Annotated in this window: 17 protein-coding genes and 1 tRNA gene; 9 read left to right on the top strand and 9 right to left on the bottom strand. The window is 56.6% G+C overall.

All coding sequences use genetic code 11. The annotated features are described in order from the left end of the window. A complete protein-coding gene (locus PSR63_RS19740; RefSeq protein WP_274327399.1) occupies positions 1-594 on the top strand; it encodes a hypothetical protein in 594 nt (197 codons plus the stop codon). Positions 595-597: 3 nt separating this feature from the next. On the opposite strand, the gene PSR63_RS19735 is transcribed toward PSR63_RS19740, so the two are convergent. Next, on the bottom strand, positions 598-2,235 hold the full coding sequence (locus PSR63_RS19735; RefSeq protein ID WP_274327398.1) for a diguanylate cyclase: 1,638 nt from the start codon (positions 2,233-2,235) through the stop codon (positions 598-600). 352 nt (positions 2,236-2,587) lie between these two features. On the opposite strand from PSR63_RS19735, the gene PSR63_RS19730 reads away from it, so the two are divergent. The 3 genes from PSR63_RS19730 to PSR63_RS19720 all read left to right on the top strand — a co-directional run bounded on the left by PSR63_RS19730 (position 2,588) and on the right by PSR63_RS19720 (position 7,838). After that, the gene (locus tag PSR63_RS19730; RefSeq protein ID WP_274327397.1) at positions 2,588-4,510 is read left to right on the top strand and encodes a tetratricopeptide repeat protein; all 1,923 of its coding nucleotides are present in this window, start codon (positions 2,588-2,590) and stop codon (positions 4,508-4,510) included. Positions 4,511-4,531: 21 nt separating this feature from the next. Then, entirely contained in the window at positions 4,532-5,662 is a 1,131-nt protein-coding gene (locus PSR63_RS19725; protein WP_274327396.1) for a polysaccharide biosynthesis/export family protein, read from the top strand. Positions 5,663-5,843: 181 nt separating this feature from the next. Continuing rightward, positions 5,844-7,838 (top strand): redoxin domain-containing protein, encoded by a 1,995-nt coding sequence (locus tag PSR63_RS19720; RefSeq protein ID WP_274327395.1) that lies wholly within the window; start codon positions 5,844-5,846, stop codon positions 7,836-7,838. A 51-nt stretch (positions 7,839-7,889) separates the two neighbouring features. On the opposite strand, the gene PSR63_RS19715 is transcribed toward PSR63_RS19720, so the two are convergent. After that, positions 7,890-8,330 (bottom strand): hypothetical protein, encoded by a 441-nt coding sequence (locus tag PSR63_RS19715; RefSeq protein WP_274327394.1) that lies wholly within the window; start codon positions 8,328-8,330, stop codon positions 7,890-7,892. Between the two features lie 250 nt (positions 8,331-8,580). Then, complete coding sequence (locus PSR63_RS19710; protein WP_274327393.1) at positions 8,581-9,690, bottom strand: hypothetical protein; 1,110 nt, start codon at positions 9,688-9,690, stop codon at positions 8,581-8,583. Between the two features lie 253 nt (positions 9,691-9,943). Between PSR63_RS19710 and PSR63_RS19705 the strand changes: the two genes are divergently transcribed. From PSR63_RS19705 to PSR63_RS19690, 4 genes are all read left to right on the top strand, one after another. Then, positions 9,944-10,014, top strand: a tRNA-Gly gene (locus PSR63_RS19705). Positions 10,015-10,138: 124 nt separating this feature from the next. Beyond that, complete coding sequence (locus PSR63_RS19700) at positions 10,139-11,059, top strand: sialate O-acetylesterase (RefSeq protein WP_274327392.1); 921 nt, start codon at positions 10,139-10,141, stop codon at positions 11,057-11,059. A gap of 208 nt (positions 11,060-11,267) precedes the next feature. Further along, the gene (locus tag PSR63_RS19695; protein WP_274327391.1) at positions 11,268-13,298 is read left to right on the top strand and encodes an ABC transporter ATP-binding protein; all 2,031 of its coding nucleotides are present in this window, start codon (positions 11,268-11,270) and stop codon (positions 13,296-13,298) included. 147 nt (positions 13,299-13,445) lie between these two features. Beyond that, positions 13,446-13,922 carry a carboxypeptidase-like regulatory domain-containing protein gene (locus PSR63_RS19690; protein ID WP_274327390.1) on the top strand — a complete coding sequence of 159 codons (477 nt, stop codon included), beginning with the start codon at positions 13,446-13,448 and terminating at the stop codon, positions 13,920-13,922. An 88-nt stretch (positions 13,923-14,010) separates the two neighbouring features. On the opposite strand, the gene PSR63_RS19685 is transcribed toward PSR63_RS19690, so the two are convergent. The 3 genes from PSR63_RS19685 to PSR63_RS19675 form a co-directional block, all read right to left on the bottom strand. After that, the gene (locus PSR63_RS19685; RefSeq protein WP_274327389.1) at positions 14,011-15,096 is read right to left on the bottom strand and encodes a DUF1559 domain-containing protein; all 1,086 of its coding nucleotides are present in this window, start codon (positions 15,094-15,096) and stop codon (positions 14,011-14,013) included. A gap of 272 nt (positions 15,097-15,368) precedes the next feature. Continuing rightward, complete coding sequence (locus PSR63_RS19680) at positions 15,369-15,737, bottom strand: hypothetical protein (protein ID WP_274327388.1); 369 nt, start codon at positions 15,735-15,737, stop codon at positions 15,369-15,371. 46 nt (positions 15,738-15,783) lie between these two features. Continuing rightward, complete coding sequence (locus PSR63_RS19675) at positions 15,784-16,263, bottom strand: thiol-disulfide oxidoreductase DCC family protein (RefSeq protein WP_274327387.1); 480 nt, start codon at positions 16,261-16,263, stop codon at positions 15,784-15,786. Between the two features lie 281 nt (positions 16,264-16,544). Here PSR63_RS19675 and PSR63_RS19670 point away from each other — a divergent pair, with 281 nt between their 5' ends. Next, complete coding sequence (locus tag PSR63_RS19670) at positions 16,545-18,209, top strand: hypothetical protein (protein WP_274327386.1); 1,665 nt, start codon at positions 16,545-16,547, stop codon at positions 18,207-18,209. A 98-nt stretch (positions 18,210-18,307) separates the two neighbouring features. On the opposite strand, the gene PSR63_RS19665 is transcribed toward PSR63_RS19670, so the two are convergent. From PSR63_RS19665 to PSR63_RS19655, 3 genes are all read right to left on the bottom strand, one after another. Then, positions 18,308-18,511 carry a hypothetical protein gene (locus PSR63_RS19665; protein ID WP_274327385.1) on the bottom strand — a complete coding sequence of 68 codons (204 nt, stop codon included), beginning with the start codon at positions 18,509-18,511 and terminating at the stop codon, positions 18,308-18,310. 184 nt (positions 18,512-18,695) lie between these two features. Further along, positions 18,696-18,866, bottom strand: a complete 171-nt coding sequence (locus PSR63_RS19660; protein ID WP_274327384.1) for a hypothetical protein — start codon at positions 18,864-18,866, stop codon at positions 18,696-18,698. Between the two features lie 15 nt (positions 18,867-18,881). Further along, a complete protein-coding gene (locus tag PSR63_RS19655; protein ID WP_274327383.1) occupies positions 18,882-19,901 on the bottom strand; it encodes a 2-oxoacid:ferredoxin oxidoreductase subunit beta in 1,020 nt (339 codons plus the stop codon). Positions 19,902-19,990 lie beyond the last annotated feature (89 nt).

Below are 19,990 nucleotides of genomic sequence, written 5' to 3'. Positions count from 1 at the left end.
GTGTCAGAACCCTCACCTAACGCCGAGGCCTTTTTCGTGGAATCGATTCGCGAGGATGGCGTCGGTCTGTTCGTCAACTTCGTGAAGCAGAAGGACCGCTTCGGTCACATTATCGCGCTGGTCCAAGGGGAAGAGTGCATCCCGCTGTTCGTTTCGATCGAAGGAAACGACGAGGAGCCTTGGCCCGAGAGTCCTCCTTTCCAGGAGATTCACCTGGAAGAACGTAAGGTCGGCACGATTGCCCTGCTGGTCGGCATGGCAGGCGATAGCCACTGGTCGGCCGCCGTCGAGCCGATGGAAGAACCGGGCGGAATTCACTTTTCGGTCGCTTGCCGCATGAAGGATTACCCGATGCGGATCTGCAGCCATTATGGGTGCGCGATGGAAGAGATGATCGATCCCAAATTAGAACGGGACGGTCCCTGGGTGTGGAACATCAACGGCAGCGAAGTGTGTGTCGACGTGATTGCCCAGGAACAATTTCCGACGCCGGAAGTCCCAGCATCGGCCAGTGGGTTTGAGGTGAACGCGTCGCTCGATGGGGAACCTTTTCCCAAGACCATCCAGTGGCTGTATAAGATTTGGGTTCGCTAACGCTTAGAGTTCGGTCGCACCGAACGCAGCCCCAAGAGCCGTTGCTCCGCGACAGGTATCGGAACCGCCGCGTACGGCTTCCAACAGATCGGTCATCAGATCCTGCATCTTCGAGACCGTACCAATCACCATCGCGGCGTGTTCATCTTCCGAACGCACTTCGACGTCATTGGTAAGCTGGCGTGAGGTTTCGGACAGCAGCTTGGCGGCCACTTCCAGTCGCTTGGACGATCCGTTGGCGGTATCGCCTTCCAAGCCAGGGATTCCGTTGTGCTTCCACGTGGTGTTGGCGAGCCAACGGAGGATGCTTTGTCGGCTGAGAACCCCGAGCGTTTTGCCGTTTTCGGAAATCAAGACCGTACGAATCGAAACACGATTCAGGAATTCCCAAACGACACGCAGTGGAATGTTCGGCGGGTAACAGATTAGGTTCTTTCGCATCACTTCGCCGATGGTAATCTCGTGAGGATTCGGTCGGCAGGCAACCGACATGAGATCCTTCTCCGAGACGATACCCACCAGGTTGCCATCGTTATCGACGACCGGTGCGGATGGAATGCGATAGTTCAAGAAGAACTGACTGATTTCCACGACACTTGAATCAGGCGTCACCGTACTGACCACAGGGGTCATCGCGTCCGCGGAAACGGCACCACCAAAGACTAAGTCGAGGTGCCCTGTCGAGTCGCTGTTGATCGACTCTTGCAGTTTATTGAAGGAAACAACCTGGTTGCGGCCTTTTTGCTTAGCTTCGATCAGGCATTGATCGGCGATCTCGACCAGGTCGTCCAGTTCTTCCATTTCCGCCATCGCCTCGGCGACACCGAAACTGGAAGTCACATTCACCACGGCCGAGTCGAGAATGATTTCGGTTTCCGCGATTCGCTTACGCAGGTTCTCGGCCCAGATGCACGCTTGGGAGGAAGACGTTTCCGGCAAAACGGCACAGAACTCTTCGCCACCGTAACGGCAAATGATATCGGACTTACGAACTGAATCGGCGAACACCCGTCCGACTTCGCGTAAGACCTGGTCGCCGGAGGCATGACCATGAACGTCATTGATTCGTTTGAAGTAGTCGATATCGAAGATCACGCACGAAAGTGGCAATCGATAACGACGAGCACGGCTCCATTCCTTGGCGACCATGTCTTCAAACACGCGTCGCGTTGGCAGACCGGTTAATAGATCGCTATTGGCCAGGTGCGTCAGTCGCGTTTCCAAGGCCAGAATTCGCTGACCCGACCGCATACGGGCAACCAGTTCGCCGCGATCGATTGGCTTGGCCAGGAAGTCGTCGGCCCCGGCGTTGAGTGCCTGGGTCAGGTTCTCACGATTGCCGTGAGACGTGGCCATCACAATGTACATGTAGTGCGAGCTGACAACGTGTCGCACGTGTCGGATCAGATCAATCCCTGAACCATCGGGCAATTCCCAGTCGGTCACCAGGAACTTGAACTCGTGCTTTTCCTCTTCCAGCACTTCCAACGCTTCACGGCAATTCTCGGCGGTGACCACTTCGTACCCTTCACGCGTCAGAAACTCGCGAATGAGAGTTCGAATCAGCCTATCGTCGTCCACAACCAGAACTTGGCTGCGAGTCGCATCAGCATCGGGTTGAATTGCGGTGCCGGGTGTCAATGTAATGCTCTTTCACACGCTTTCAATGAAGCCGCTGAGTTGTTCAGCTCACCCAAAGGTAGATTACTTTTAAGGACGTGGGAAAAATTAAATACTATGAAAACCATATTCGCTTTTGCGGCCCCTTTCGGAAATCAACATGCAGGCCGAATTCACCTGTAACGATTATCCGGAACGTTCTCCTCCTAAGGCATGTATCAGGTATGACCTCGCACCCTTCGACGAGCATCGCTCACGTGCGTGGTTTGAGTGATTGCATTGAAATCAATTGGTCGATTTCGTGTTTAGGAATCGATGCGCCACTGCACGGATGGCAATGCGCTGCATCTCTTGACACTTCATGGATGGACCGATGGATCGACCTCTGCCCTCAACGAGCCGAGTTGGGATTGCACTGAGTTTGACGATGTTAATGATCGTCGGCTGTGGGCGCAATTCGAAAGTGGCCAACCATACCGACGAGAAGCCGGCGGCTAGCGCACCCAATCGCTTTCATGCGCCCGAAGACATTCGTCCCATGGCCCAGTTGGCCGCTCATCTGGAAATCAGTGAAGCGCACGAGAACATCGTTAACAACCCATACGCCAATCCCAAGCGTCTTCCGCCGGTTGCCAAACCCAAGTCCTCGGACAAGCCAACTTCGCTCGACTCGATTCGCTTTCCGCTGAAAATCGAAAAATCGAAACCATCGGAAAAGTCGCCACAGGCCACACCGCCCGCAAACCCGGCACCACCCAAACCACAAAAACCGGAAGAGCTTTTGCTCGAACCACCGGCACACATTCCGGCTCCGAAGAAAAGCATTGCCGAGTCCAAGCCGACACCGAAAGTGCCCGCAGTCGTCTCGCCTCCTGCGGCGAAGCCACTTGTCGAGAAGCCCGTCGCCAGGAAGCCGGAACCCACTCGCTCTGTGCTAGAACCTTCGAAGCCAATTGCTCCGAGTAAACAGCTCGAACCACTCGCGCTCAATCCACCGCAGATCGAAGCGCCGCGAAATGCACCGGCTCCGCAAGTGAAGCTTCCGCCTCCGCCAACGAAGATGCCTGTGGCCAGTGCACGACCGGATCTCCAACTTTTACCCAAGGTCGAAGACGAACACACCCCCGTCCCGACGATGCGTAAGATTCCGCAGTCGCCAGCCGTGCCCAATCTGGTGAACAACTCGACTCGCAAGACCGAGATGCCGTCGATCGCTGAGCAACTTGAACCACCGGCAGGTCCGCCGTCCAAGTTCGTGAGTCTCGCACCGAAGGCACCTCGGGAAGAAAGCTCGCTGAACCCGGCCAAGCAAGATGTCGTTGACGTCGCCGATATGCCGCTGCAGTCGCGCACCGGCACACCTCGCTCGGTCCTGATGACTCCGAACATGGTGGCTGGTCCGCCACGACCTGCCCAGATCGACCATGCCCTGCTGGCCGTTCGTGGACGCATGGCCAGCCTGGTCGACCATGGCTTGATTCTCGCTCAGCGAGGTGCCTATTACTCGGCACGTGCTGAATTCATTCAAGCTCTTCGCCTGGCCACACAAACGCTGGACACCGCCGAGAAGTCGCATCGTCACAGCGAAGCCCTCGCCGACGCGATCGCCGCCCTCGACGAAGCGGGCGAGTTCATTCCTGCCGGGGCCCAGCTGGAAGCCAATGTCGACCTGAACCTGGTCGTCGACTCGCACCGCACGCCGGTCCTCAAGGGAAAGAACCTGGAGTACGAAACGGCCCTTACCGCGGCTCAGGCGTACTTCTCCTACGCTCAAGAACGTCTGAACGTCGCATGCGGCGGCATGCCGGAAACGGCTCGGGCGCTCGTTGGCCTGGGGCGCATTCAGCAGTACCTCAACAACACCACCGGCGACAACCGCACCCTGGTTGGTCCGCGTTCGATCGCCTTGTTCCAAACTGCTCTGGCCGTTGACGGATCGAACTACGAAGCGGCCAACGAACTGGGCGTTTTGCTCGCTCGCTACGGACAACTGGAAGACGCGAAGCAGGCACTGCTGCAAGGGGTCAAGGCCTCGCCGCGTCCGGAAATCTGGCAGAACCTGGCCTCGGTGCACCAAACGCTGGGGGAAGTCGAAATGGCTCGACGTGCTTCCATCGAAGCCGAAGCTGCCCAGCAGTTCGCCAACATGAATGCCGGGCTGGACGCGGTTCGCTGGGTTTCCCCGGAACAGATGGCACAACACGGACGTGGAGACGCAGGCCTGAAGCAGTCGCAACCGCAAGACGTTGGACAGCCGGTTGCTCAGCGCCGCTCACCCTCTCGATCGACTCGATAGCTTGGTCAAGGATTCGACCTGATGCGAAACTATAAACTGATTCTCTGCGGCTTGATTGTTGCCTGCTTGACCTCGTCGGCCTGGGCACAAATGATGGCCCCGACCTGCAGCCCCCACGACCGACAAGTCCTGGTGGGTGTCGACTCCACCGATCCGGTCTGCGAAGGCGAACCCCATTGGGACGCACGCCGACCGATCCCCTGGCAGGTCTTTGCTCAAGGAGAATACGTCGGTCCCGCACGAACGGCTCATGTTCCTGAGTATCGTCTGCGTGTCGGCGACGACCTCGACTTCGTCTATCGCCTGACGCGACAAGAGACGACTCGTCCTTACCGCTTGGAAGTGGGCGACAAGGTCAGCATTGAATCGCTTACCGACCCGAATCTCGATCGCGACCTGGTCATCCAGCCCGACGGCACCATCACCGTTTTGCTGCTGGGCCAAGTCCATGCCGCTCGTCGTACGGTCGAGGAACTTCGAGCTGCCCTCGAAGAAAAGTACAAAGAGTTCTACAAGGTCCCCGCCATTACCGTAACGCCGCTGCAGGTCAACACCAAGCTGGAAGACCTTCGTGCGACGGTCGATGCCCGGGCTGGTACCGGTGGTCAAGGTCGTAGCAGCCGCGTGACGCCCGAAGGCACCGTTCAGCTTCCCGCCATCGGCAACGTGCCTGCCCAAGGGATGACGCTCGACGAACTGAAGCGTGAGATCGATCAGCGTTACGCCCAGGAAATCGAAGGGATCGAAGTCACTCCGGTCCTGGTCAACCGCGCCCCACGTTATATCTACGTGCTGGGCGAAGTCCCCAACCCAGGCCGCTACGAGTTGACCGGTCCCACGACCGCGATTCAAAGCATCGCCATGGCTGGCGGCTGGAACGTGGGTGCCAACCTGCGTGAGGTCGTCGTGTTCCGCCGCGCCGAAGACTGGCGTCTGGTGGCCACCAAGCTCGATCTGAAGGGTGCCCTGTACGGCAAACGCCCTGCCCCGTCGGACGAACTTTGGATTCGTGATGCCGACATCGTGATCGTGCCCAAGAGCCCGGTCCTGTGGGCGGACGAGTTCATCGAACTGGTCTTCACACGCGGGATTTACGGCGTGGTTCCGTTCCAAGGGGTTAACATCAGCGTCAACCGCCTGAGCAACTTCTAAGGCCCACCCGAGTCGACTAGTCCGTTTCCCGCGGACTAGGGCGACAATCTATCAGACAAGCGTTCTCATTGGCACGAAAAACCTGAAAATTTTAAGCTAGGCGAAACTTCTGGCTGTCCACTACAGTTTATGAAGTAGGAATTCGCTCGCCTGGCTTTGGGTTTTCTGGAGTGTTCACGCCGTGTATCGCCTTATCCTTGTCTTTTCGCTCAGTTGCCTACTGGTTTCCCCCGTCTGGGCACGGGAATCGAAGATCGAACCTCAACCGATCGGTAAGAAGATCGAAGGGTTCGAGCTGAAGGACTTCCGCGGCAAGACGCACAAGCTTTCGGACTACGCCGAAAGTGACGTCGTCGTCCTGGCGTTCATCGGCTGCGAGTGCCCCGTTGCCAAGCGGTATTCGGTAACGCTTCAGCAATTGGCCGGCGAGTTCAAAGATCGGAAAGTCTCGATCCTGGCAGTCGATGCCAACCAGCATGACTCGATCACCGAGATGGCTTCGTTTGCCCGAGTGCACTCCCTGGAGATCCCTTTCCTGAAAGACCTGGCCAATCGCCTGGCCGACGAGGTCGGTGCTCGGCGAACGCCAGAAGTCGTGCTGCTCGACAAGGAACGAACCATTCGCTATCGCGGTCGCATCGACGACCACTTCCTGGTGGGCAACATTCGCGACGACGCCACGCGCGACGACTTGAAGATCGCGATCCAGGAAGTCTTGGCTGGTAAAAAGGTGAGCGTGCCGGAGACCGACCCGGTCGGTTGCCACATCGGACGCATTCTCGAAGCGGATGAAACCTCGGAAGTGACTTACTCGAATCAGATCGCGCGCATCTTCCAGAAGCGCTGCGTCGAATGCCATCGCGAAAGCCAGATCGCTCCGTTCGCGTTGACCGACTACGACGAGGTAGTCGGCTGGGCCGAGATGATCGCCGAAGTGGTGGAAGACCAGCGAATGCCTCCCTGGCATGCCGATCCCAAGTACGGTCACTTCTCCAACGATCGACATCTTACCAAACAAGAGAAAGACACGATCCTCAAGTGGGTCGAAGCAGGTGCCCCGGAAGGGGATTCCAAGAAGCTGCCGGAGCCGGTCAAGTATGTCGAAGGCTGGACGCTTCCCGAGAAGCCAGAGCTCATCCTTGATATCACGGAAGAGCCGTACCAGGTCCCGGCCGAAGGGGAAGTGAAGTACAAGTACTTCGTCACCGACCCAGGCTTCACCGAAGACAAGTGGATCAAGGGTGCCGAACTCAAGGCCGGCAACTTACAAGTCGTCCACCACATCCTCTGCTTCGCATTGCCTCCGGGGCGTGATGGTCGCGAACTGGGCGGAGGTGCTCGCGGTTTCCTGGTCGGTTACGTGCCTGGCAAGATCGCGCGAAACTATCCGGAAGGAATGGCCAAACGCATTCCCGCTGGCTCGCGACTCGTCTTCCAGATGCACTACACGCCGATCGGTTCGCCGCAGGAAGACCTCAGTCAAATTGGCTTCAACTTCATGGACCCGAAGGACGTGAAGTACGAGGTCAAGACGACCAGCGCGGTCAATCCTCGCATCAAAATTCCGCCAGGCGATAAAAACCACAAAGAGGAAGCCAAGTCGGATCCCGCGCCCAACGACGACACAATGATCCTCAGCTTCATGCCGCATATGCATCTCCGCGGCAAGTCGTTTCGGTATATAGGTGTTTCGCCAAATGGGGAAGAAGAGATCCTGGTTGATATCCCTGCTTACGACTTCAATTGGCAGACGGCCTACGAACTGGCCGAGCCGAAGAAGATGCCCAAGGGTTCGTACGTGCGGGCCATCGCTCACTACGACAACTCGGAAGGGAATCTCTTCAATCCCGATCCGACCAAGACGGTCCGGTGGGGTGATCAGACCTGGGACGAAATGATGATTGGCTACTTCGACGTCGCCATTCCGGTCGATCCGAAGACCTTGGTCCAGAAGTCGAAGCCAGGCGAAGCATCGCAAGAGGTTCTCGACAAGGCAAACGAGCTGATCACCAAGTTCGATGCCAACCTGGATGGTGAAGTGGCCCGCGACGAAGTGCCTGAGAAAGGACACAACGTCTTCGATCGCCTCGACACCAACTCCGACAAAAAGGTCACCCGCCAGGAACTGATCAAGATCTTCCAGACCTACCCAGCCGTGATGCGGATGATTCGATAAGCATCATCCGGATGGCCCAGCATGTCGTTGCTGGGCCACCGAATGACCAGGTTAGCAAGGGCCGTTTTGCGCTAAGACATGCAGGAAACGGCCTCCGTTGTCATACCAGCCTTGCCGTGTGAATCGAGTCCACAGCAGGTCGGTCACCACCGAGGCACGGGCACCATCTTCCGCTTCCAGCGTCAGAATCACGCGTCGATACGGAACCGGCTCTTGATGGAAGAAGTCGATTCCGCGTTCGGTGATATTCTTTCCCACGACCACCGTCGATAGCTCGTTGAGCGGCTCGCCCGACGCATCGATCGGAGTGAGATACATCAAGTGCGGATAGGGATAGCGAAAATCCTTCCGCCGCTCGTTGGTGATCTTCTTGGGCAGAATCCGGCTGATGAGCTGACCTACCGTTGCACGCACTTTGGCTTCGCTCTCGTCAGAGCAATTGGGAACCGTCGTGAATGCAAATTCGGATGGGGTCAAAGCGCAACTTGCCATGGATTCAACCTGAAGAATTTGGGTCAGAAAAGAAACGAGGCCCGTGAAACAGATGGTTCACGAGGATATACGCGGAAAAGGAGGACGTTCAGAAGAGCAATTGTGGGCCGCACAAACGGAATAACCGATCCGCGCGGACCTTCCTCACAAAGCTTGCCCCGGAACTAATTAAATAGATAGGTCATGATTCGTCGATGGGCAAACGAAAACGGGCATTGCCCACGAGAATCGTTCGAGCTCCACGTGAGGACTAGCCTGCGGTGAGCTGGCGATACTGGCGACGCAGTTGAGCGACCGTCAGTGGATCGTCTTCATGGGCCGAGATGGCCAGACGCAACGCGTTCTTGGCTTCATACCAATCGCCGCGACTTGCCGCGTCTTGGATCCACTTCTGGTAAAGCGAACGAACTGTGTGACGACTGGACGTCAGATCGTCTTGCGTCTGAAGCAGACGTAAAGCCTCGGAGAATCGCCCTTGGTGGCACCACTGATCGATCACGGCATCGACGATCTTACTGCGGTTCAACTCCAGGTCGGGGTCATGAGGGCGTTGGTTTTCCATCCGCTTCAGGATATCGAGCGCCGTCTGGCAATCCTTCTGTCCGATACAGGCCACGGCCCAGTTATTCAAAATGGCACTTCGGTTGCGCATCGCGGCCGCATCTTGCGGATCGAGCGACAGAGCGAAGTTCAGATATTCGATCGCACCGGGGTAATCCCCTTGGGCAGCTGCCAGGCTGGCTTTGTTGTAGGGAATCTTCGCGGCCAAGCCACGAGTCGAAAGGGTTCGTGCCTCGTCCGCGGCTTGGACTGCTGGCGACTGACCTTGATCATGCGGTTCGAGCAGAAACCAGGTCGGACAGGTTGTTTCGACGTCGAGTTCCGGTCGACTCAGTAGACGGCACCAAACATGTCCGCGCGTTTGCATCGCGACGGTGGGCAAGCCTGCCCGGTCGGTCAGAATCTGGTACAGAATGGTCGCCGAAACGCAGTTGTAATTCCCTTCGAGCAGGGCCTTGCTGAGTGCGTTCTGGTTTTCGTCGTACTCGCCGAAGAGCAAGTGTTCGTGCATCGACTGAAAGACCCAAGCGGCACGTTCTTCGATCGAGTAACGTCCCCATTGCCGAGGAAGGTTCTCTTCCATCCAAGCCAGGTGCTTGGTCAGACGTTGGTGGGCGGCGGTCCGATCGTCTTCACTTAGGTTCCCTTCGGCGGCCCACGCCATTTCCAGCAGCGTTGCCGGGCGACTGGCCGCAGCCGAGCGCTGCAAGGTGGGCAGCGCGGCGACCGTCATGATCACCAGGTAAAACAGGATCAGCATCCAAAGGACGCGATCAGATTCCTTCCAAATTCGAAGCATACCGTCACCGGCCGGGATTTGGTTCTCGGGAGAGTTTCCCAATTGTGCGCGCTGGCTGGTGACAAGCGTCTTGCGCCGTTGTTTTTTTCTCACACGCAGCCATTGCCTAAACCTCAGAGGCCAGGAAACCGGTACGACCCGATCGCACTGCCCCAAGCGAACGATCAAAAGTTAGCCGCTTACCAGAATTCAAATTCAACGTGGCCAATCCTTGCTCGCCATCGTTGCCGGGTTATATTTAGAAGTACGTCACGCGGGTGTAGCTCAATGGTAGAGCCCTAGCTTCCCAAGCTAGTTACGAGGGTTCGATTCCCTTCACCCGCTCTGAAAGCCGAAACGCCGCGAAGGTTGCTCCTTTCGCGGCGTTCTTTGTTTCGAAGGCGTTTCCCAGGTACCATGGGAACATTCTGCCAATCCCACCCTTTGAACTTTTCACCGGTGAACTGCCATGCTCGTACGTATGCCTGCCCTGCTCCTTTTCGCCTTCGTGTTGTTTGCATCTTCGATTGCGACTGCTCAGGAAGCGGTTGACGTCTATATCCTTTCGGGACAGTCGAACATGGCAGGCAGCGGCAACAAGTCGCAGCTTCCCGAGCAATGGAAGACGACGTTGCCATCGGTCCAGTACTGGGATGGCAAGCAGTTTGCCGATTTCGATCCGATGGCATTGAATCTCAACGGCGGTGGTCGCTTTGGGCCGGAAGTCGGTTTCTCCGGCACGATGGCATCGCTGCACCCAGGCAAGAAGATCTACGTCGTCAAGTTCGCGCTCAGCGGTCAGCCACTGCATGCCGGCTTTAACGGAGCGAAGTGGATGGGAGAAGAACCGGGTCCCAACCGCAACACCTTCTATCCCGGGACCTCGCCAGAAGACCCCAACATGGGGAATCATTACAGACGTCTGCGAGATCAATTCACCAAGGCCTTCACCGCGCTGAAAGAGGCGGGCCTGAAGCCGGAGCTGAAGGGAATTGCCTGGATGCAAGGAGAAGCGGATGCCAAGCAGGAAATCTCAGCCACGACCTACGATCAGTCGATCGCCCTGCTCAAATCGCGAATGGAAGAAGACTGCCAAAGCGGTCCGGTTCCCTTTGCCATGGGTCAGGTCCTGCCCCATGTTCCGTGGATGGAACGCTTCACCCACCGTGCCGAGATCCGCCAGGCCCAGGACGACGCCGACATGCGAAACGGATCCGAGCGGGCAATCCTGGGCGTGTGGAACGTCCCTACCGACGGCATGCCGCTGCTAGCAGATACGGTTCACTACGACACGACCGGGCAACTGATGCTCGGGACTTCCTTCGCATTGGGGGTCTTGGAAGCGGCAAACCAGATGAAGATGGTCGCCGCGAAAGATGATCCCGAATAATCGATGCTAGCACCCCGCGGAATTCCATTCTGCCGACCCGACTGATATTGCTGGCAACAGCGAATCGTTGTAGCTTTCTTCGGTTCCTAATTCGCCGTAATGCTATTGCGCAAAGGATGTGCGTTTGCGACGGCGAGATTCCCAAGGGCACACCCAGTGGCCAACGGCCGCAAGGCGTGCTGCTTACCGAGATTGCACGACTCAAAGCATGAATTATCTGCTGCTCGCGATTCGCCACTGTGTTTCCCGTTACCGCTGGTCCATCATCGGTTCTGTCATCTGCTCGTTGATGGTGGGTTTTCTCTGGGGTGCGAATATTGGTGCCGTCTATCCGTTCGCCGAAATCATTTTCGACGGGCAAAGTCTGCACCAATGGGCCGAACGTGAAACGGTTAACTGCCAGGAACAGATTGCTCGGCTCCGCAAGAACATCGACGGCTACGACGAAGAACTCACCCGAACCGAAGATCCCGCCAAACGAGCCGAAATCAACCGGCAATTACGCCGCGACGACAGCGCGATGAACGGTTGGGAAGACAAGTTGGCTAACATCGAGAAGTCGCAGCCGTGGATCGACGCGTATGCGCCCGATAGCCCGTTCAATACGCTGCTTCTGATGGTCGGTTTCTTGATGGTTGGCACCTTGGTAAAAGGGGTGTTCCTTTCCATGAGCATGATGCTCGTTGCCCGGGCAACGCAGCTGACGACGCTCGACCTGAAGCACCAGGTCTTCGACAAACTGCTCGATATCCGTCTAGGCAAATCGAACATCACGACCGGCGACTCGACCACCCGCATGAACGGCGACGTCGGTTCGATCGGTGCGGCGCTCGAAATTCTATTCGGCAAGTCGATTCGCGAACCGGTGAAGATGATTGCCTGCCTGACCGGTGCGGCGTACATCAACTGGCGGCTGTTGATTCTCTCGCTATTGATCGCCCCAGTCGCGGCCTTCGTGCTGTATAAGCTGGCCCGTACGATCAAGAACCTGAGCAAATCCTCGATCAAAATCCAGGCACGGATCACTGGTTTCTTTCTACAAATCATGACCGGTTACTACGTGGTCAAAGCGTACGGAACCGAAGACTACGAGCGGAAACGCTTCGAGGCGAAGTCGCGCGAAGCCTACTGGGAACGGGTTAAGATCCAGTTCTTCAACTCGTTGGTACGTGTCAACAACGAAGTGCTCGGCCTGGGCATGGTCTGCCTGTCGATGATCGCTGGCGGCTACCTGGTGCTGAACCAGGAAACGCACATCTTCGGTATTCCCCTGGCGGATAAGCCAATGGAACTGGGCTCGATCCTGGCGTTTTACGCCTTCCTGATTGGCTGCACCGATCCCCTGCGAAAGCTGGGCGACGTGTTCGGTTCGATCCAAGCCGGTATCGCCGCTTCGGAAATGGTTTATCCGCTGCTGCAGCAAGAAGACCCGATTCAAGATCCTCAACACCCGGTCGCTATCGACAGCGTCGGCCGTGACATCACCTTCAACGAGGTTCAGTTCTGCTACGTTGAAAAGACGCCGGTACTGAAGGACCTCGACCTGACCATCAAGCAAGGTGAGACCGTCGCGATCGTCGGCCCCAATGGGTGCGGCAAGAGTACGCTGATCAACCTGCTGATGCGTTTCTACGACCCGGATCTCGGTACGGTCGAATTGGGCGGAACCGATATTCGCCAGTTCAAGCAACACGACCTGCGATCGCAGATTGCCTTGGTCACGCAGTCGACCGTTTTGTTCGACGAATCCATCCTCGAGAACATTCGCTACAGCCGCATGGACGCTACCGATGAAGAGGTCATCGAAGCGGCCAAGCTCGCGTACGTCGACCAGTTCGTGCAGACGCACATGAGCGACGGGTACGATACCATTTGCGGCGATGCCGGCTCGAACCTTTCGGGCGGCCAGCGTCAGCGGATCTCGATCGCCCGGGCACTTTTGCGTGACCCCGATATCATCATCATGGACGAGGCGACCAGCCAGATCGACCTGGATAGTGAACGTCTGATCCATGAGAGCCTGAAGAACTGCATCGCCGGACGTACGGCCATTCTGATCACGCATCGCGCCAGCACGCTTCAACTGGCCGACCGCATCGTGGTGATGAATCACGGCCACGTCGAAGCCACCGGCACCCACGACGAACTACTACAGACCAGCAAGACCTACTGCCGACTCTACGTCGAAGCAGAGCTGGAAGACTCGGAAGAAAACACCGACAAGCGTTCGGCTGCTTAACGATTCGCTTCCCGGGTTTTGGAGAAAGCGACGGTTAACAAACTCGCTTTTTTTGACATCCGCGATCTTTTTTTGCCTCGGCCACAGTAAACTAGAGGAATCCCCTTCCAAGGATTCCCACCTTTACTGCACTCCCGAGGTAAACCCATGCATTCCCACCTTTATGCGAAGACTCTCCTGCTTCTTGTCGCCTGCTCTCTTGCCACGTCGCTTGGCTGTAACAGCGAACCGCCCGACGATCGCCCTGCCCGGGCCAAGGTGACCGGAACGGTCACGTTAGCAGGCTCGCCGGTCGCAGAAGCTCGTATCCAATTCCATGCGGTCAACAAGTCGCAAGGCGCCATCGGCAAGACGAAGACGGACGGCACCTACACCCTGACCACGTATGAAGCAGGCGACGGAGCGCTGCCGGGCGACTACGTCGTTACGATCAGCAAGACCGAAGTCGCGAGCGGCCTGACCGAGGAAGAGAAACTGAAGATGCAGGAGATGGGGCGTCCTGTCCCTTCGCCGAAAACATCGGAGCTTATGCCGAAAGCATACACCAAGAGCGCCTCTTCACCGCTCAAAGTCACGGTCACGGCCGACGGAGATAACCACTTCGACTTTGACGTTAAGAAGTAGGAAGAATCACCCAACTCGGTCCAACAAAAAAGGCCTCTCGCTCACCGAGAGGCCTTTTTTCATTCTGTTTTCAGTCGATGCAACCCGCTTACGGGATCTGAACCGATTCGCCACCGTCTCGGCTACCCAATGCACCCCAAACACCGTAGGGGCTTGGACCGCTATTAACCGGAGCAGCCCCGGTGTTGCCGGTATCGATCGTTTCAGCAACGAAGCTCACCGAAGCGTCACCAAAGGCAACCAGGACGCCGCCTGGGTGCTGGCTCGAAGGAGGCAAAACGGCGTCGGTCGCATTGTCGTTGCCGTCGTTACCGCATGCCGGAGCGTTCGGTGGAAGCACGGTATTGAAACCGATGTGCGACGCCGAGCCGTGGTCGTAACGACCAGCCCAGTTGGTGACCGTTGCCGAGGAATCAAACTGTCGGCGATTGTTCGGATCGACGGCGTTGTAGCAGTCGTTCGGAGCGGTCATCGGATCGTAGCCAGGCGAGGCAACACCACGGCCAATCAACTGCTTGTTGGTGCCACCGTAGAGACGCTCGGAAAGCATCGCGGTGTTCGACGTTCCGTCGGTGATGCTGGCGAACGTGATCTTCGCGCCCAGGTTACCGAAGATACCACGCGATTCGTTGACGTCATTCACGCCACGGGTACCGCCGCTATTGATTGAGTCGCCGACGCTGAACATGTAGTTCGTCGCACCACGACCTGTCGCCGAACTGGCATCGCCGTCGGAAGGACACTTCAGGGAATCAAGCTGAACCGAATACGGCGTGTAGTTACCAGCGGTACCATCCCACGGGCATGGCCCCCAGGCAGGATAGCTCGTGCTGTTAAAAGTCGATGCGGACGACCATTGATCGTAGAGAGCGTTCTGTTCGAAGAACGGCAGCAAACGCATCCAGCCAGATCCGAACGCACCATTCTTCACGGTGCAGTCCGCGCCTTGGGTCGTACCAGCACGTTTGGGCGGGAAGGCCAGGTTGATGTCGGCGTAGTTGTGAACTGCCAACGCCATTTGCTTCAAGTTGTTGGTGCACTGCATTCGGCGAGCTGCTTCGCGAGCCTGTTGAACGGCCGGCAGAAGCAAGGCAATCAACACACCGATAATCGCGATCACAACCAACAGCTCGACCAGGGTGAATGCGCGCGCATTCGCACGATGGAATTTCATGTGCAGGGGTTCCTTGAAAGTGGGAGGGAGGGTTCCAAGGCAGAGGATCTGCATTGGGCGGGGACAAATGCACCTTGTGGGGTTGGGTGCAAGGAGGGAGCAATAATGCTTAAATCAATCCATCAAGTATAACTGATGCAAAGATTTTGCACATTGATATGAATTATTTCTCAAAAGAAATGTCCCACTCTAGCGATAACAGCACCCCCCTTGGGGTGCCATGGTGGGCCATTACTCTGCGGCTGAGCCATTCCCCAGGAATAGGTCAGTCGCTAGGCACTTTTTCGGTGCTTCTCTTGCAACTTCTTAGCGGCTCGCTGACGCTTCAAGCTGGAAAGAATGCTGGCGATCGGCGAGGGGTTCTGGCCGTACTTGTATTCCAGCTTCTGAATTTCCGCATGGGCAGCCGCACGGGCTGACTTCTCGGTGAGAAAGCCGGTCATGTATGACTGGAGCAAAGGCTCGCCACCGTCGACGCGGACACTGAAGAGAATACGCGACGAGATCGGGCTGGCCGGTCGCTGCGTGATTTCAATCTGATATTCGAGGTACGTCTCGACCGTCGGCTTTTGCATACCAGCGCGTCGAATGGACTTCGGTTTCCCAGTTCCGTGGGCGTTGTGCTTGCGGAGATCGAACATTGCCAGGACTCCTTTTCCTGAAACCAACGATCAAAGTGCGTTGAGTCTACGTTTCCGAATTCTTCTTCGGTCCAAAATGAATCGCACAGGCGTCGCCGCAGTCTTCGCCGGTATTCTTACCGAATCGATAACGTGCCGCGGCAACTTTTTGATAGAGCCAACTCCACAGCGGAAGCGAGCCAGGGATATGCAACAGCGGCATCACCGGCCACAACATCGCAATCCGACGCGTGAGATACCGAAACGCCCCAGCACCACTGTGCTGCCGTCCTTGAACGTCCACGACCCACATTTCTTCCATCATCTGGTCGTGCGTCAAATTTGGAGCGACCTCAGCAACCTTCGCGTCATGCAGCGAGAGGAAGGAAAGTCGGCGACCCAGATCGAGCCGATATAGAATCCGCACACCACCAGTACAGATTCGGCAGTGACCGTCGTAAATCACGACATCGGTCTCGGGCCGATCTTCCGGGCTGGGCAGGCTCTTCTTTTCTTTTCGAGCTTGGGTTTGCGTTTGGGTACTCATGACTTGCTATTTCCAGGCTGCCTGAAGGGCCTGACTCAAGAATCCACCAAGCCGGCGAATTCGTCTTATCAGGCGTAGGCAACACTACGGTGTTTCTATATTACCCGTAAATTCCAGTGTAATACCACTGCAACTTGAACGCCTAAATACTACGTTTTCCCGAGAAAATAAGTGGTATTTCCGGGCCGATTTCCGGTACACTTAACGATGAACTGATCTACGCAGCGAAGTACCGGTGTCGTTCCGCCCCGCGTGCGTCCATATCAAAAGGACTTGGTCCCATGGAAACTCTTCAGAAGCACATTCGTAAAGCCCAGTGGCGCATGATCTTACAGCAATTCGTCGGTAGGCTGATCATCTGCCTGTCGGTTACGTTGACGCTGGCTGCCATTGCGGTGATTCTGCCGAAAATCTGGCCAATGGGGCTGGATAAAAGCGTCTGGATGTGGAGCTGGATTGGTGGTGGGGCCGCGGTTGGGCTGATTGCATCGATCGTCTGGACCTACCTGAGCCACGCTTCTGCCTTGGCGGCTGCCATCGAGCTGGACATCCGCTTCGGTCTGAAAGAACGCGTTTCCAGCTCGCTCTCGATGGACGACGAGTCGCGGCAGACCGAGTGGGGTCAGGCCCTGATGCAAGACGCCACACGGCAAGTCGAACGCATCGACGTCAACGATCGCTTCCCAGTCCGCAGCGGCTGGAACGGGCTGGCTCCTGTGGCCATCATCGTGGGTGCGTTGCTGATCGCCCTGTTCGTGCCCGATGCGGTGCTGGATCCTAACACGGCCGAAGCCAATCCGACTCAGCTCGATCCAGAACAGACCAAGGTCGTGAAGAAGACGGCCGACGAGCTTCGCAAAGAGCTCAAAGAACGCAAAGAGAAAGCGGAAGAGAAAGGTCTGAAGGAAGCGGAAGACCTGTTCAAGAAGCTGGAAGAAGGCACCAAGGATATCGCCAAGAAGGACAAGGTTGACCAGAAGCAAACCTTGCTCGAACTAAACGACCTGGCCAAAGAACTGAAGAAACGCCGCGACGAGTTGGCTTCCAGCGAAGAGTTCAAAAAGAAGCTCGAGATGCTCAAGGACCTGCTCAAGGGCGGTCTCGCCGAAGAACTGGCCAAAGCGATGCAGAAGGGTGATCTGCAAAAGGCCCTGGACGCCATGAAGAACCTGCAGAACAAGCTGAACAAGGGCGACCTCACCGATCAAGAACGGGAAGCGTTGGCCAAGCAATTGGAAGAGATGGGCAAGAAGATGGAAGACATCGCCAAGGCCCACGAAAACGCGAAGAACGCTCTGAAGGAGCAGATCAAGCAAGCCCAACAAGCCGGCAACCAGGCCGAAGCGGAACGGCTTCAAAAGCAGCTCGACCAGATGGGCATGCAGGACGCTCAGATGCAGCGAATGCAGCAGATGGGTAACCAACTGTCAAAGGCTTCCGATGCCCTGAAGAACGGTCAGCAGCAGCAAGCGGCTGATCAGCTGAACCAAATGGCCAACGAGATGCAGGACCTTCAAGCCCAGCTGGACGAGCTGGAAATGCTGGACGAAGCCATGGACCAAATGGAGATGGCTCGCAACCAGATGTGCAAAGCCTGCCAGGGCGGCAAGAACGGAATGATGGGCCAGATGGGCCAAATGGGTCAGATGGGCCAGCAACAAGGCAACGGCCTTGGTAAGGGCCAAGGCCAAGGCGATCGTCCTGAAGAAGAAAACGAGACCGGCTCGTACGAATCGCAAGTTCGTGCCGACCCCAAGACGGGCCGCGGTGTGATCGTCGATTACGTCGACGGTAAGAACCGAGCTGGTCAGACGCTGATTGAAATCAAGTCCGCCATGGAATCGGAGTCGTCTCTCAGCAGCGATGCTCTGACCGAAACGCGTCTGTCGAAGGACCACCAGGAGAACGCTCAGGAATACTTTGATATGGTCCGTGAAGGACGATAATTCCTGCGTTTATCCCAAGTGAAAACAACGACGGCGACTGAATTTCAGTCGCCGTTTTTTATGCGCGTGGTTCCATTCGATCGAACGATGGAGCCGCGTTAACCGTTCATCCGCTTCGGGATGGTAAAGCTGTACAGAATGACAATGGCTCCGCTGGCCATCATGCTCCAGGGTGCCCATTCAGGAGGCGTAAATGCCTTAGGGCCTCCCTCCGCGGCCATCATGGCCGAGTCAACGATCAGGCACTCTGCCCCAACGATGATCAACGTGATGCCAACTGCCAAAAATAGCGACCGCCACATGGCAAATTCCTTCTATCCTCCGTGCCTATCACTTCAGTCTGAAATACGTCAGACCGTGGCGCGATGGTGCGCCCGAATGGTTCGTTGTCTCTCTTATCGGACAGCTACGGGGGTATAGCTAGCGTGAAAGTCGCGTCGGAGTTGGAATCGTTAAAACCGACAGAGAGTTACACGTTGGCAGAAATCAGATAATCAGCCAGATCGTATAGAAGAAACCAATTGCTAGTGCGATGAGCAGAAGAACTTGCCCAAAAGCCGATACCAGCTTGCCATAGATACCAGACAGCGGCACAAGTGCCGCCGTCAGATAAAACACAAATCCAATTAACGCAATAAGTATCGCAGGCAGATACATTGCAGTCCTGGGACTTTACTCGACAACCCAGGTATCGCCTGAGTTGAACAGTTTGTCGAGGCTGGCTTCGCCCTTGGCTTCCTTGGCCTGCTGCACCTGGTAGTTGATGGCGTCGTCGTAACAAGGAGCGTCGATATCACGCAGCACGCCGATCGGTTCGGGGAACTCGGGGTGCGAGATCCGGGTAAGCAAGTAGGCCAGCGTTGGATCGGTCGTCTTTTCGTCGTGGAAAAGAAGATCGTCTTCGCTGATTCCCTTGCCCAGCTCAACCACTTCCGGGGTCATGCCGTTCAGGCGAATACCCTTGTCGCGATTCTTACCGAAGATGAGCGGCTTGCCGTGTTCCAGTTCGAGCACGGTGTCGGCCTTGGTGTCCTTGTCGGTCGCCCACTTGTAAGCGCCGTCGTTGAACACGTTGCAGTTCTGGTAAACCTCGACGAACGAAACACCCTTGTGAGCCACGGCGCGTTCGAGCGTCTCGGCCAGGTGCTTGATATGGACGTCGATCGAGCGAGCCACAAACGTCGCTTCGCACGAGATGGCCACCGAAAGTGGGTGAATCGGGTTATCGATCGCGCCCATCGGGGTACTCTTGGTGATCTTCCCCTTTTCGGAAGTCGGCGAGTACTGCCCCTTGGTCAGGCCGTAGATGCGATTGTTGAACAAGATGATGTTCAAGTTCACATTACGACGCAGCACGTGCATCAGGTGATTACCACCGATCGACAGCGCGTCGCCGTCGCCCGTGATGACGAAGACCGTCAGGTCCTGTCGCGAGGACTTCAGCCCGGTTGCGAACGCCGGAGCACGACCGTGCACGCTGTGCATGCCGTAGGTGTTCATGTAGTACGGGAAGCGGCTACTGCAACCGATACCGCTGACGAAGACGGTATCTTCGCGGCTCATGTTGAGGTTCGACATGACCTTTTTCATTTGGGCCAAAATCGAGTAGTCACCGCACCCCGGGCACCAACGCACGTCCTGGTCGGTGCCGTAGTCCGCGGGCTTCAGTACAGGCAGTTCTGCGGATGCCATGGTGGATCTTTTCTCTATCATTGGAGTATTTGCAATCAAGTGTGTGGGGTGTTTTGCTCGTGTGTCTTCACGCCGCATGGGCACAAGGA

It is taken from the genome of Bremerella sp. P1 (assembly GCF_028748185.1).
Lineage (GTDB): Bacteria > Planctomycetota > Planctomycetia > Pirellulales > Pirellulaceae > Bremerella.
Note: the sequence above shows the minus strand (reverse complement) of the source record. Positions and strands in the feature narration are given on the sequence as shown.